This is a genomic window from Streptomyces sp. NPDC021562, from assembly GCF_040640875.1.
Taxonomy (GTDB): domain Bacteria; phylum Actinomycetota; class Actinomycetes; order Streptomycetales; family Streptomycetaceae; genus Streptomyces.
Genome location: NZ_JBFACN010000006.1, coordinates 196,187 through 210,483 on the forward strand (window position 1 = coordinate 196,187; position 14,297 = coordinate 210,483).

Annotated in this window: 11 protein-coding genes; 3 read left to right on the forward strand and 8 right to left on the reverse strand. The window is 72.9% G+C overall.

Annotation, left to right across the window (positions count from 1 at the left end; all coding sequences use genetic code 11):
* Positions 1–59 precede the first annotated feature (59 nt).
* The 8 genes from AB0G52_RS11720 to AB0G52_RS11755 form a co-directional block, all read right to left on the reverse strand.
* Entirely contained in the window at positions 60–4,529 is a 4,470-nt protein-coding gene (locus AB0G52_RS11720) for an amino acid adenylation domain-containing protein (RefSeq protein WP_361336040.1), read from the reverse strand.
* Entirely contained in the window at positions 4,516–4,773 is a 258-nt protein-coding gene (locus AB0G52_RS11725; RefSeq protein WP_132889514.1) for a phosphopantetheine-binding protein, read from the reverse strand. Before AB0G52_RS11725 ends, AB0G52_RS11720 begins: the two co-directional genes overlap by 14 nt.
* A 34-nt stretch (positions 4,774–4,807) precedes the next feature.
* Complete coding sequence (locus AB0G52_RS11730; RefSeq protein WP_361336042.1) at positions 4,808–6,400, reverse strand: fatty acid--CoA ligase; 1,593 nt, start codon at positions 6,398–6,400, stop codon at positions 4,808–4,810.
* Positions 6,401–6,484: 84 nt separating this feature from the next.
* Complete coding sequence (locus AB0G52_RS11735) at positions 6,485–7,018, reverse strand: FcoT family thioesterase (protein ID WP_361336218.1); 534 nt, start codon at positions 7,016–7,018, stop codon at positions 6,485–6,487.
* Between the two features lie 5 nt (positions 7,019–7,023).
* Entirely contained in the window at positions 7,024–7,908 is an 885-nt protein-coding gene (locus AB0G52_RS11740; protein WP_132889516.1) for a TauD/TfdA family dioxygenase, read from the reverse strand.
* Between the two features lie 33 nt (positions 7,909–7,941).
* On the reverse strand, positions 7,942–8,178 hold the full coding sequence (locus tag AB0G52_RS11745) for an acyl carrier protein (protein ID WP_132889517.1): 237 nt from the start codon (positions 8,176–8,178) through the stop codon (positions 7,942–7,944).
* Positions 8,175–9,260, reverse strand: coding sequence for a beta-ketoacyl-ACP synthase III (locus tag AB0G52_RS11750; RefSeq protein ID WP_361336045.1), 1,086 nt, complete (start codon positions 9,258–9,260; stop codon positions 8,175–8,177). Before AB0G52_RS11750 ends, AB0G52_RS11745 begins: the two co-directional genes overlap by 4 nt.
* Positions 9,261–9,324: 64 nt before the next feature.
* Positions 9,325–10,728 carry an MFS transporter gene (locus tag AB0G52_RS11755; protein WP_361336047.1) on the reverse strand — a complete coding sequence of 468 codons (1,404 nt, stop codon included), beginning with the start codon at positions 10,726–10,728 and terminating at the stop codon, positions 9,325–9,327.
* Positions 10,729–11,250: 522 nt separating this feature from the next.
* Here AB0G52_RS11755 and AB0G52_RS11760 point away from each other — a divergent pair.
* From AB0G52_RS11760 to AB0G52_RS11770, 3 genes are read left to right on the forward strand one after another with little or no spacing between them, the layout of a single operon-like run.
* Positions 11,251–11,472: a hypothetical protein gene (locus AB0G52_RS11760; RefSeq protein WP_132889519.1), complete on the forward strand. Its 222-nt coding sequence runs from the start codon at positions 11,251–11,253 to the stop codon at positions 11,470–11,472.
* Positions 11,469–13,775 carry a heavy metal translocating P-type ATPase gene (locus tag AB0G52_RS11765; RefSeq protein ID WP_361336048.1) on the forward strand — a complete coding sequence of 769 codons (2,307 nt, stop codon included), beginning with the start codon at positions 11,469–11,471 and terminating at the stop codon, positions 13,773–13,775. Before AB0G52_RS11760 ends, AB0G52_RS11765 begins: the two co-directional genes overlap by 4 nt.
* Positions 13,772–14,284: a copper chaperone PCu(A)C gene (locus tag AB0G52_RS11770; RefSeq protein WP_361336050.1), complete on the forward strand. Its 513-nt coding sequence runs from the start codon at positions 13,772–13,774 to the stop codon at positions 14,282–14,284. Before AB0G52_RS11765 ends, AB0G52_RS11770 begins: the two co-directional genes overlap by 4 nt.
* The last annotated feature ends 13 nt before the right edge of the window (positions 14,285–14,297 follow it).

The following is a 14,297-nucleotide window of genomic DNA, read 5'->3' on the forward strand; positions in this document are numbered from 1 at the left end:
GGGGTGGAATGGACTCCGCTCAAGTAGTCGGAGCGGAACCCACCCGGGTTCCCGGGAGCTCAGACGTCCCCTCGCGCGGGGGGCGGGAGCACTCCGTTCTCGACGCAGTGGTCCAGGTACCGGAAGACGAGGGCACGGTCGGCCCGCGGGCAGACGATGCCGGTGCCTTCGAGGCCGCGCAGCACGTTGTCCGCCCGGACGTGGCCCAGCCCCAGCTCCGGCCCTTCCTCGCCGTCGGCGGGGAAGGAGTCGAAGAACGCCCCGGTCGTCACGGCCACGTCGGCGGCCCGCGGCAGTTCCCGGCGCCACTGCGCCGTCGGGATCCGCTTGACGGGGTAGCCGTACTCCTGCACCCAGTCGTACACGTCGGCCAGCCGCACCGGTGCGACCGGGGCGTGGTTGAAGACGGGGCCGGGAGCGGCGGTCAGGGCCAGCCGTACGACGGCACGGGCGACGTAGTCCGCCGGTGTCCACACCTCCGCCTCGAACAGCTCCGGCACGATCCCGGCGGGCACTCCGGAGGCCAGCACGCTCCACAGGAAGTCCCGCCGGTTCACCTGCCCGGTGTCCGGCGCTCCCGTGACTCTGCCGAGGCGGTGCACGGTGACGGGGAACCCGCGCTCGGCCGCCTGTTCCAGCAGCCGCTCGGCCGCCCACTTGGACTGCTGGTAGCCGCTGACCAGCCCGGGATGCGGCGGCAGGAACGCCTCCGGGACCTCCGGGGCCCGGTCTCTGGCCGGTGCGACGGACAGCGTCGACACCAGGTGCAGCGGGATCGTGCGGGCGGAGGCCAGCGTCAGCAGTTGGCGGGTGGACTCGGTGTTGGCGGCGCGCAGGCTGGCGTAGTCCCGCAGGATGCTGACGGTCGCCGCGTTGTGGACGATGAGGTCGCAGGTCCGGGACAGTTCGGCGAACCGGTCGGCGCCGAGGCCCAGGTGCGGGCGGGCGAGGTCGGCGGGCAGGGCGGTGACGCGGTCGGCGCCCGCGGGCAGGGGGATCCGCTGAGCTGCCAGGGCCGCCCGGACGCGGTCGGCGGCCTCGGCCGGTGTCGCGGCCCGGACCGGGCAGACGATCTCGGCGTCGGTGACCCGGAGCAACTCCACCAGCAGGTGGGGCCCGACGAATCCGGTGACCCCGGTCAGCAGGACCGTGCACGGACCACCGGGGGCCCACTCGACGGGCCGGACCGCGCGCGGACCGCCGGTGGTGGGAGTCCGCCCGGCGGGCGGGACAGCGCGGGAGCCGTCAGTGGTGGGGGCCCACCCGACGGGCCGGACCGTACGCGGACCGCCGGTGGTGGGAGTCCGCCCGGCGGGCCGGATGTCGTCGGCGAGCACGGCGTCGGCCAGCACCGCGGCCGGCAGGGCGAGGCCGGTCGCGGGGGCGGCCGTGTGAGCGGCCGCAAGGCCGGTCGCCGGCGTGGCCGCGGGGCCGGTCGCCGGGGCGGTCGCAGGGCTGGCCGCGAGGCCGGTTGTGGGGGCCTGTGTGTGCTGGTTCAGGCGGTGGGCGAGGCCGGTGGCCGTCGGGTGCTCGAACAGCCAGGCCACCCGGACGTCCCGGCCGAGTTCGACGCCGAGCCGGTTGGCGACCTGGATCGCCTGGAGCGACTGGGCGCCGAGGTCGAAGAAGTCGTCCTCGGGCGCCACCCGGTCGACACCGAGGACCTGCGCCCAGGTGTGGGTGATGGTCGCCTCCAGGGAGCCGTCCCCCGCCGCCGGGGCCGCTCGGTCCTCGGCGACGGCGCTGAGGGCCCTCCGGTCGATCTTCCCCGTGCCGGTGCGGGGCAGCCGGTCCGTGAACACCACGGCCGAGGGGACCATGGCCGGCGGCAGGGCCGCCCGGAGCCGCTCGCGCAGCTCGCCGGCGGTGGGCCGCGGGTCGTCGGCGACGACGTGGGCGGCCAGCCGTCGGGTTCCGTCCGGCAGCACCTGCCCGACCACGGCGGCCTCGCGGACCCCCCGCTGGGCGAGGAGGACGGTCTCCACCTCGGACGGGTGGACCCGGTGCCCGCTGATCTTGAACTCGTCGTCCGCCCTTCCCAGGAACCGCAGTTGGCCGTCGCTCCCGACCTGCACCAGGTCGCCGGTGCGGAACGCGCGTGGTGCTCCGGGCAGTTGGGGCAGCGGCCCGAAGCGGGCGTCGTCCGGCGCGTCCGCGTCCCGGTACCCCCGGGCCAGGGCACCGCCGAGCAGGTGGAGTTCGCCGCCGACGACCGCGGCGCGGGTGCCGGGCAGGGGGCGGCCGATCGGTACGTCGTCGGGCGTGTCCGGGCCCTCGTGGAGCGCGGCGACCGTGGCCACCACCGTCGCCTCGGTCGGACCGTAGGTGTTGAACAGCCGTACCGAGGGACCGACCGCACCCCGCCAGCGGGCCACGCGTTCGGGCAGGGCGGCCTCTCCGCCGATGATGACGGTGCCCACCCCGGCGGGGAGTGCGGCGGCGCCGGTGGAGACGGTGTGGACGAGTTCGTGCCAGTAGGCCGTGGGGAGGTCCAGCACGCTGATCCGCAGCCGGTCGACCGCGCGCAGGAAGCAGGGCACGGACTCGGTCATCTCGTCGGTGCGCACCACGAGGGTGGCTCCGGTGCACAGCGTCAGGAAGATCTCCTCCACGCTGGCGTCGAAGTGCAGGGGGGCGAACTGGAGGACCCGGTCCTCCCGCCGCAGGCCGTAGCGGTGCGCGGCGCCGGTGACGAAGGTGGCGAGGGCTCCGTGGGAGACCTCCACGCCCTTGGGCCGGCCGGTGGAACCCGAGGTGTGGATGAGGTAGGCGAGGTCGTCCGCGGTCGCGGCCGGGGCGAGCGGGGCCTCTTCCCCCTCGTCCGGCGCGTCGAGCAGGAGGACCGGCCGGCCCGCGAAGGAGGTGGCGTGCGGGCCGCTGGTGACGATCAGGACGGGCTGTGCGCTGTCGAGGAGCGCCCGGGTGCGCGACCGCGGCGCGGCCGGGTCGAGCGGGCAGTAGGCGGCGCCCGAGATCAGGGTGGCGAGGATGGCGGTGACGGCGTCGATGCCGCGCGGCAGGGCGAGTGCCACCACGGTGCCGGGGCCGGCGTTCCGGGCGGCGAGGCGTCGGGCCAGCCGCCGTGCCGCGCCGAACAGTTCGGCGTACGTGACGGTCCGCCCGTCGTATTCCACCGCGGTGGCGCCCCCGCGCCGCGCGGCGTGGTCGGCGACGAGGCTCAGCACGGGCCGGGCGGGCCCGGGCAGCGGTCCGCCGTCGAGGACGGTGACGGGCCGGCGCCCGATGGGCCGGTCCGGTGCCGCGACGGCTTCCCGGAGCAGGTCGAGCAGCCCTTCCTGGTGGGCCTGCACCTCGGTCTCGTCGTAGAGGTCGGGGTTGGCGTCCATGGCGATCCGCAGGCCCGTGCCCTCGGCCCGGTCGTACACGTTCACCGCGAGGTCGTCGACGGGGCCGGCGGAGACGTTGTGGACCGTGCTGCGGTGTCCGGCGAACCGGAGGTCGTACTCGAACGGCATGATGTTGACGCCGGGCCCGGACAGCCGCCGCCTGCCGCCGACCAGTTTCAGGTCGCGCCGCAGTTGCTCGTAGCGGTAGCGCTGGTGCGGGCGTCCGGCGCGCAGCTCCGCGGCGACCCGGGTGGCCAGGTCGCGCAGGCTGTCGTCCTCCCCCACCGCGACGCGCAGCGGCAGGATGTTGCGCACCATGCAGGGCACCCGCAGGGACGCCGATCCGAGGCGGCCCATGGCGGGGAGGCTGAGGACGGCCTCCGGTGCCCCGCTGACCCGGTGGACGTAGGCCGCCGTGACGGCCAGCAGGGCGTCCGACCAGGTCACCGACAGCTCACGGGCGACGGCCCGCAACCGCTCGGTCTCGTCGCTGCCCAGGTCCACGGTCCGGCGCAGGAAGGTGCGGGCCGGCAGCGCCTGTCCGGGGGCGAGAGCGGCCACCGGCGGGCGGTCGCCGAAGCGTCCGGTCCAGTACGAGCGGTCCTCGGCGAAGCGTGCCGAGGCGCGGTAGGCGTCCTCTTCCTCCCGCACCGTCGCCAGGGCTCCGAAGCCGCTCCCGCCGGGCGGGGCGTCCTCGACCAGGGCCGTGTAGACCTGCGCGACCCGACGGGCGACGAGGGACAGACCGAAGCCGTCGAGGGCGATGTGGTGGACGCGGTGGTACCAGAGGTACGCGTCGGGGGCGATCCGCAGGAGGGCGTGGCCGAAGACCGGGCCGCGCTCCAGGTCGACGGGGCGGTCCAGGTCCTGGGCCATCCAGTCCAGGGCGGCGCGGTGCGGGTCGGCCGCCGTGGTGAGGTCGGCGAGGTGCGGGGCCCACTCGATGCCGGGGACGCCCACCTGCCAGGGCCGGCCGGTCTCGTCGGTGGTGAAACGGACGTTGAGGGCTTCGACCTCGGCGACCGTGTGGCGCAGCGCCTTCTCGAAGACCGCCGGCTCCACCGCACCGTGGATGTGCACGTACTCGGCCGTGTTGTAGGCGGGGCTGTCCGGGTCGAGTCGCTGGCCGGTCCAGATCCCTTCCTGGGCGGCGAGCAGGGGGTGCCGCTCAGGCGTCGGCATGGGGTGCTCCCGCCTGGCGTTCGGACAGCAGCTGCCACCACTGGGCGAAGGAGGTGCGCTCCGCGAGGTCCAGGAAGCTCACGTCCACTCCGGTGCTCCGCCACTGTTCGGCCAGGGTGGTGATGCGGAGCGAGTCCAGGCCCGCGTCCAGGGGGTTCTCGTCCAGGTCCACGTCGTCCGGTTCCTGGTGCAGGTACTCCGCCAGGTCCGCGCGGAAGGCTTGCAGCGTCAGGGGCTCAGGCATGGTGTTCTCTCTTGGTAGCCGCACGGGATGCGGGTCAGTTGACCTTGCGGTCGGTGCCGGTCCAGAAGCGCTCGCGCAGCTCGCGGCGGAGGATCTTCCCGCTGGGGTTGCGCGGCACGTGCTCGATGAACTCGTAACGGGCGGGAAGCTTGAAGGAGGCCAGGCGGTCGACGAGGAACCGGTGCAGTTCCCGTGGCGTGGGCCGCCGGCCGGCGGCGGGGACCACGAAGGCGTGGACGCGTTCGCCCCAGCGCTCGTCGGGGGCGCCCACGATCACGGCCTCGGCCACCCCGGGATGGCCTTCCAGGGCGTTCTCGATCTCGGCGGGGTAGACGTTCTCGCCCGCGACGAGGATGGCGTCCTTGATGCGGTCCTGGATGAAGACGTAGCCGTCGTCGTCGACGTATCCGGCGTCGCCGGTGTGGATCCAGCCGTCGACGAGGGTTTCGGCGGTCCTGTCGGGCAGTCCCCAGTACTCGACCATGCGGGCGGGGGTGGCCAGGCAGATCTCGCCCACGGTGCCCGGCGGCAGTTCCTTGCCGTCGCCGTCGACGACCTTGCAGCCCACTCCCGGGTAGGGATGTCCGGCGGCCTTCATCCGCGGATGGCCGGGCACGTGGTCCGCCGGTGGCAGGCACACGGCGGTGTTGCCGGTCTCGGTGAGGCCGTAGATCTGGGCGAACTCGCCGCCGAACAGGGCGAGGCTGGCTTCGAGCAGGGCCTCGGAGATGGGCGAGCCACCGTAGACGATCTTGCGGAGGGTGGTGAAGTCGGCCGGGGTGACGCCGGGTTCGGCCAGCATCATGCGCAGCATCGCCGGGACCACGCAGGCCGTGGTGACGCCCTTGCCGCGGATGAGGTCGATGGCGTCCCGGGGCGCGAAGGCGCGCAGGACCGCCACGGTCGCGCCGGCGTTGAAGTTCTGGGTGGCCCACCACAGGCCGCCGACGTGGAAGCCCGGGATGCCGACCAGCGCGATGTCACCGTCGCGCCAGTCGATCCAGTCCAGGTTCTCGCTCGCCAGGGCGTCGCGGATGGCGAAGAAACTCCGGTGTGCCAGGACGACGCCCTTGGGCAGGCCGGTGGTACCGCTGGTGTACAGCTGGGCGACCGGGGTGTCGGGAGTGGCCGGGACCGCCGGGTCGGTGTCGGGACGGTCGGCTTTCCAGGCGCCGAACCCGTCGGTGGCGCCGAGCCTGACCACCGTCTTCGGCGGCCCGTCCGGGAGCCGGTCCAGGACCGGGGCGAACTCCTCCTCCAGGAAGAGCACGGCGCTGCCGGAGTCCCGCAGGATGTGGCTGACCTCGGGTGCGGTCAGCCGCCAGTTGACGGGCACCAGGACGGTCCCGCTCTTGGCGCAGGCGAAGAGGATCGCGTAGTAGTCCTCGGACTCCTTGCCCAGGTAGGCGACGCGGGCGCCGGGGACCGCGCCGGCGGCGCGCAGCGCGTGCGCGATGCGGTTGCTCTCCCGGTGCAGTTGGGCGTAGGTGACGGCGCGGTCCTCGCAGACCACGGCGGTGGCGTCGGGCCGGTGCCGGGCGTGGAGGCGCGCGGTCTCCACGAGGGTGGTCGGCTGCGGGTGGTGGAGCCGTTCGCCGGGTGTCCCGGGCGCGGACGGTTCGGCCATGTGGGGCCTGCCTCTCGGTCTGCTCGCGGACTGCCGGGGCATGCCGCCGCGGGGTGCGGCGGCATGCCGTGGATCGGGCGCTGCTCAGGGTGCGTCGACGAAGGCGAGCTTCACGGTGCCGTCGCACCGGCCGCCCGCCTCGTCCCAGTAGCGGTAGACGGTGTCGGCGACGAGCATCGGCCGGCCGCCCGGCGTCCGGCGCTCCACGGAGAGGAACTCGATCTCCCCGGAGAAGGCGCGGGCGTTGATGGGACGCCGGAAGGTGCCGCTGAACCGGGCGATGAGGATGTCGGGCAGCTGGTGGCGCCAGTAGTCGTCCATGGTCCAGCCCGCGAACTCGTCCAGCAGCCGTTCCTTCACCGTCTTGGCGACGGCGTAGTACATCATCTGGTTGTAGCTGATGTTGACTTCGACGGCGTTGAGGTGGCCGGTGTCGTCGATGTAGCAGGACTCCGGGATGGCCAGCTCGCAGCGGGCGGCCACGCGGCCCGTCCGGGTGCTCACCGTCGCGGACCTCAGGTACTTGCAGTGGGGTTTGTACGGCCGCAGCACCTGCGGCAGGAGTGCGCCGTCGGTGTCGTAGTCCCGTGGCGGGTGCTGCTTCAGGGGTGTTTCCACGGTGGTCACACGGCCTCGTCGTAGAGCTTGCGCTCGTCGTGGACGGTCACCCGGAAGGAGACGGTCGGTTCCGGGGTGGTGGTGTGCCGGGCGCGGTGGATCAGGCTGCGGTTGTCCCAGACCAGCAGGTCGCCCTTCTCGAAGGTCTGCAGGTGGATGTTGCGGTGGCTGAAGGTGTCGTCGAGCTGGCCCGTGGCCTCGAACAGCCGGTGCAGCAGGTCGGTCTCCAGCGGCTTGCCGTGCTCGTCCTGGAGGCCGAGGGTGAAGCCCTCGCTGATGTACAGGATCGTCTCGCCGGTCATCGGGTGGGTGAACGTGGTCGGCTTCACCGCCGGCGGGGTCTTGGTGTCGACCTCTTCGATGATCTCGGAGAGGGGCCGGTAGACGTCCGTGGGCCGGATCTTGAAGTACTTCCGGACGGAGTGTTCGGCGAAGGTCCCCGCCAGTTCCTTCTTGAGGTCCTCGGGAAGCGCCTCGTACGCCTTGCCCATGTCGATGAAGTACGTGCCGCGGTTCTTCTCGGGGATGACCTGGGGGTAGATGAAGGTCAGGCCGAAGGGGTCGGGCATGAACTGGTAGTCGGCGTGCCAGAACTTCCCGGTCTTCGGGACGCCGATCTGCTTGCCGTCCTCGGGCACGTTGGAGGAGACGAATATCTCCTCGACCTCGGGGTGCTTGTACATGGGCTCGTAGTACGTCTCGGGCCGGCCGAACCGCTTGCCCAGTTCGAGGAACTGCCGGGGCGTCAGGTCCTGGTTCTTCAGCACGACGATCTTCTTGGTGTAGACCGCCGCCTTGACGGCGTCGACGTCCTGCTGCGAGGCGGCCGCGTGGTCGAACCCCGCGACGGTCGCGCCGATGTCCTGCCCGTTGCGTTCGGTGATCTCCATGTCCCTGCTCTCCGTGGGGTGTCAAGCGCTGGGTTACCGGTCGAGCTTCGACTCGATGAGCTTGGTGGTGGCGGCGAGGCTGAGGTCTTCCTGGAGTTCGTTGTCGTCGATGTGCACGCCCAGGTCGCGCTCGATGCGCAGGCTGATCTCGACCAGGGTCAGCGAGTCGACGTCGAGTTGGGCGAAGGTGACGTCGGGGCTGATCCGGTCCCTGGGCGCGTCGTGGAGTCGCGTGACGATCTCGACCAGTCGGTCGTAGGTGGTGCTCATACGGCCTGCGTTCCTCCTGAGTCGTGCGGGTGGCTGGTCCGGGGCGGGGCGGGCCAGGTCAGGAGGCAGGACCCCCAGGTGAGGCCGCCGCCGAACGCGGTGAGGAGCAGGCGTTCGCCCGGCTGAAGGATGTGCTGGGTGTCCGCGTCCGCCAGAGCGAGCGGGATGGACGCGGCACCGGTGTTGCCCACGGAGTCGACGTTGACGACCAGTCGCTCCGCGGGCAGTCCGAGGTCGTCCGCCACCGTGCGCAGGATCCGCAGGTTGGCCTGGTGGGGGACGAGGTGGTCGACTTCGTCGACCTTGCAGTCGGCCAGCGCGAGGGTGGCACGGGCGGAGGCCGCCATGCGGGTGACCGCGTGCCGGTAGACCTCTTTGCCGCGCATGGCGAAGTACCGGTCCCGTGGGTCGACCGGTCCGGGCGTGGCCCGCTGCCGGGAGCCGCCGGCCGCCACGCTGATCAGCTCTTCACCGGTGCCGTCGCTGCCGAGGTCGAAGTGGCCGACGGCGCCGGCTTCGTCGGGGTCCCCGGCGCGCAGGACGACGGCTCCGGCCCCGTCGCCGAAGATGATCGCGTTGGCGCGGTCCTGCGGGTCGACGATGGTGGAGTAGGTGTCCGCGCCGATCAGCAGGACGCTGTCGGCCACCCGGGCCGTGATCAGGCCCGCCGCCGAGGCCAGGCCGTAGACGAACCCGGTGCACACGGCGCCGACGTCGAAGGCCGCCGCTCCGGTCAGGCCGAGTCTGCTGGCCACCAGCGGGGCGGTGGCGGGGCACGAGCGGTCCGGGGTGGTCGTGGTGACGATCACGGCGTCCACGTGTTCCCTGTGCGCGGCGGCCAGCGCCCGGCGGCCGGCTTCCACCGCCAGGTCCGAGGTGGCCTGTCCGGGGTCGGCGATGTGGCGGCGGCCGATTCCGGTACGGGTCCGGATCCAGGCGTCGGTGGTGTCCAGCCGCTGGGAGAGTTCCTCGTTGGTCACGACCCGCGGGGGCAGCCAGCCCGCGAGGCCGCACAGGACCGCGGCACGGTCGGCGCGCGGACGGGTCGGGAAACTGACCAGTCGGTCAGGGAGAGTGGACACAGGGGCTCCTAGGGGGAGTGGCCGGGATGCGAGGGCCGAAGGCCCTGGGGAGGGGACGCGGCGGTCAGTGCGCCGGACGCCCCCGAAAGGGCAGCAGGGCTACGGCGCCGAGGCCGATTCCGGCCGTGATGACGTACACGGCCTGCCTGACCCCGTCGAGCAGTCCGCCCGTGGTCGGAGCGTGGGTTCCGGTGCCGGCGACGGCGACCAGGACGGCCAGTCCCACGGCGCCGCCCACCTGGAGCGTGGTCGAGGCGAGCCCCGACGCGACGCCCTGGTCCTCGGCCGGGACACCGGTGGCGGCCGCGATCCACATGCCGGTCCAGGTCGCGCCCTGGCCCAGGCTCAGCAGGACGATGCCGGGCAGCAGGCGCGCGTAGGAACCGTGGTCGCCGAGCGCGAGCGCCAGCAGCAGGGCGCCGACGGCTCCCAGCGCCATGCCGCACAGCAGCGCGGTGCGCAGGCCGAGCGCGGACACGGCGCGCTCGCCCGCCTTCGTCCCCACGGCCACCACCAGGGCCGGCACCAGGAAGGCGGCTCCGGTGGCCATCGCGCTGTAGCCGTGCACGGTCTGGAAGTAGAGGGTCAGGAAGTAGGGCAGCGAGCTGAAGGTGGCGCTGAACAGTGCGGTCAACGCCATGGCGCCGAGCAGTCCCCGGTGTCCGAACAGGTGGCCGGGGGTCAACGGGGCGCCGACCCGGGTCTCGATGACGGCGAACAGGGCGAGCGAGACCGCCGAGAGGGCCGCGCAGCTCACGACGGTACGGCTGCCCCAGCCGGCTTCCGGCGCGTGGATGAGGACGAACACGAGCAGGGTGATGCCCACGGTGGCGGTCAGCGCGCCCGGGAGGTCGAAGTCCCGCTGTCCGGGCGGCGGACCGTCCGCGGGGAAGAGGAGGGCGCCCGCCAGGGCGACGGCACCGGCCAGCGGGACGTTGACCAGGAAGACCGCGGGCCAGCCGAAGGCGTCCACGAGCACACCGCCGAGCAGGGAGCCGAAGCACAGCCCGCCGGCTCCGGCGGCACCCCAGGCCGCGAGCGCCCGGTTACGGCTCGGCCCCTCGTCGTACAGGGTGTTGATCAGCGACAGGGCGGCCGGGAACAGCAGCGACCCGCCGATGCCCTGGACCGCGCGTACCGCGACCAGCACGCCCGCCGACTCCGAGAGGCCGCCGACCAGCGAGGAGACCGCGTACAGCAGGGCGGCCACGACGAAGACCCGCCGCCGGCCCAGCAGATCGGTCGCCCGTCCGCCGAGCAGCAGGAACCCCCCGGTGGTCACGACGTAGGCGCTGACGACCCACTGCAGGTCCTGTCCGGAGAAACCGAGCCCGCGGCCGATGCTGGGAAGGGCGACGTAGACGATGTTGTAGTCGAGCGAGATGACCAGTTGCGCGGTGGCCAGGACCAGCAGCGGCAGTCCGAGGCGTCGGCGTGACGGTATGGACGGTGATTTCACAGCAGGCATTGCGCGACCGCTCCCCCTAGGAATCCGTCCCAAGGTTCAGGACGGCGGCTCACCCCGGGATCGTGGCTCACTTCCGCCCGCCTCGACAAGCTCTCTCCCCCGGGTTTCGGACTGGCTTGCGAACCGGTTGCCGGAATCGTTCTCCTGTTCTTTGAAAGATGAACTTGCGCATCACGGGTCCGGCGCGCACCGAAAGAGAAAGTACAGGTGAATACCTGGCCGCCCAGCTCACGAAGGTCCGCGGAGCACTACCGGAACGGACGGGAAATCACCGCCCCCATCGAGTGGTCGGCCGGGCGCTCCCTCCGGTTCCGGCCTTTCCAGCCGATCCGCCGGGCGTTGCGGATGGCCGATTTCGGTATCGTGCCGGTCGGCACCCGGTGCGATATTTCGAAAACCGAGAATCGGCCTCTTGAAAAGGAGTCGTACGGCGGGCCTTTTCAGTTCCCGGCGACATCGAGGTTTTTTGTCACACTCGCGGGGGCGGCCATCCGGATCGATACCCCCCTACCGTATGACCCCATGGAAAGTTCGAAACGCGGTCTGCCCCTCCCCCCGGCGCTGCTCGGATTCCTCTTCCTGCTCGTCGCGATGACGGCGTTGTCGTACGGCGTCGGCCGTATGGCGGGCCCGGTGGCTCCGGGCATGCACCGGACGGTGCCGGCCGAGCAGGACGGGGAGCCGGGGATGTCCGACATGCACGGCCTGGGTCCGGTCGGGGCCGGGGCGGTGGTGCGCCGATGACGGACACCGACCGCCGTGCCACGTCGGACGGGACGCTGACGACCACCGACCTGCTGGTCGGCGGGATGACCTGTGCCGCCTGCGTGGGACGGGTGGAGAAGAAGCTGGGCCGCCTGACGGGGGTGTCGGCCTCGGTCAACCTGGCCACCGGCCGGGCCCGGGTCTCCCATCCCGGCACGGTGTCCCCGCAGGACCTGATCTCCGTGGTGGAGGGCGCCGGTTACACCGCCCAGCTGCCACCGGCCGAGGAGGCGGACGGGGCGGCCCCGGGATCCGGTTCGCCGGGCGCCACGGGCCCGGACGACGCCCGGCGCCTGCTGATCACCGCGGCGCTCTCGCTGCCCGTCCTGGTGCTGTCCATGGTGCCGGCCCTGCAGTTCACCAACTGGCAGTGGCTGTGCTTCAACCTCGCCGCGCCGGTGGTCGGTTGGAGTGCCGGGCCCTTCCACCAGCGGGCCCTGAAGGGGCTGCGGCACGCGACGGCGACCATGGACACCCTGGTGTCCCTCGGCGTCCTGGCCTCCTTCGCCTGGTCGACGTACGCCCTGTTCCTCGGGGGCGCCGGACAGCCCGGGATGCGCATGCCGTTCAGCGTGCTGCCCGGGGCCGGTTCCGGCAGCGCGCACCTGTACCTGGAAGCCACGGTGAGCGTGCCGCTCTTCGTGCTGGCGGGCCGCTACCTGGAGGATCGCGCCAAGCGCGGCACCGGATCGGCCCTGCGCGCCCTCGCCGAACTCGGCGCCAAGGACGTCGAGCTGACCGCAGCGGAAGGCAGTCGCCGGATCCCCGTCGCCGAGCTGCGGGTGGGGCAGGAGTTCGTGGTGCGGCCGGGCGAGAAGGTCGCCACGGACGGGGTCGTGACCGAGGGCAACTCCGCCCTGGACCTGGCCCTGGTGACCGGCGAGAGCACCCCGGCCGAGGTGGGTCCCGGCTCCGCGGTGGTGGGCGCCGCGGTCAACGTCGGCGGACTGCTGGTCGTACGCGCCACGGCGGTCGGCGCGGACACCCAGCTCGCCCGGATCACCCGGCTGGTGACCGACGCCCAGGCGGGCAAGGCCCGTATGCAGCGGCTCGCCGACGCCGTCGCGGGCGTCTTCGTACCGGCCGTCGTCACCGTGGCGTGCACCGTCCTCGGCTTCTGGCTCGGCGCCGGCGCGGACGGAGCGGCGGCCGTGACGGCGGCGGTCGCCGTCCTCGTCGTCGCCTGCCCGTGCGCGCTCGGCCTGGCCATCCCGACGGCCTTCCTGGCGGCGACCGGGCGCGGTGCTCAGCTCGGCGTGCTCATCCGGGGCCCCGAGGCCCTGGAACGGCTGCACGGCATCGACACCGTCGTGTTCGACAAGACCGGCACTCTGACCACCGGCCACATGACACTGGCCGAGACGACCGTGGCCGAGGGGGCGTCGGCCGACGAGGTGCTGCGGCTGGCCGGGGCGGTCGAGTACGGCTCGGAGCACCCCATCGGCCGAGCGGTCACCACCGCCGCCCGCCAGGCGGCCGGGGACGGGAAGCTGCCACCGGTGACCGGCTTTTGTGCCGTGCCGGGGTCGGGCGTGCGCGGCGACGTCGACGGACACCGCGTGGCCGTCGGACGTCCCAGGAGCCGCAGCACGCTGCCGAAGGCGCTGGAGGAGGCCCTCGACCGGGCGGAGGCCGCCGCGCGCACCGCGGTGGTCGTCGAGGTCGACGACCGTCCGGCCGCCGTCCTCGCCGTCGGCGACACGCTCCGTCCCGCCGCCTACGCGGCCGTACGACACCTGCGCGCGCTGGGCATCGAGCCGATCCTCGTGACCGGCGACAGCCCCGTCGCCGCGCGAGCCGTGGCCCGGCAGGTCGGCATCGACGAGGTGCACGCCGCCGTCACCCCGGAGGGCAAGGCCGGCATCGTGGCCGGCCTCCAGGCGGACGGCTGCCGGGTGGCCGTCATCGGCGACGGGGTGAACGACGCGGCCGCCCTGGCCCGCGCCGACCTGGGGATCGCCATGGGCGGCGGCACCGACGCGGCGATCGGCGCCGCCGACATCACGCTCGTGCGCGAGGACATGCAGGCGGTGGTGGCGGCCGTGCGCCTGACGCGCCGGACGCTGACCACCATCCGTGCCAACCTCGTCTGGGCCTTCGGCTACAACGTGGTCACGGTGCCGCTGGCGGCCACCGGCTGGCTCAACCCGATGTTCGCCGCCCTGGCGATGTCGTGCAGCTCCGTCCTCGTGGTGGTCAACAGCCTGCGGCTACGGACCTACGCACCCACGACCCGGGGCTCCGGCTCCCGCCCGACTGCCGCCCTGGAGGCCGCTCGATGAGCCCGGTACCGGAGACTCCGGCGTCCCCCTGGCGCCACGGCGTCACGGGCGCCCTGCGCGCGGCGCTGGTCCCGCTCGTCGCGTGCGCGGCGGCGCTGCTGCTGCTGACCGCCTACACCACCACGGGGGCGGCCGGCGATCCCCCCGCGAGGATCAGTGTCGGCAACGGCCGCATCTTCGCACCCCTCAACGCCGCGACCACCGCGGCCTTCTTCGACATCACGAACACCGGGGCGGCGGCGGACACCCTGGAGTCCGTCTCCTCCCCCTCCCTGCGGGTGGCCATGCTCGGCCGGAACGTCTCGAAGGACGGCACCGGCCGCATGGAGCCGGTCCAGTCCCTCGTCGTCCCCGCACGCAGCGAGGTGCGCATGACGCCATTCACCATCGACGTGATGGTCCTCGACCCGCCCCTGCTGAACGTGGGCGACACGATCAGCGTCGACCTGTGGTTCCGGACCTCCGGACGGATAACGGTCGAGGCGGAGACGGTCCCGGCCCGCTGGTAGCCGCACGGACGGC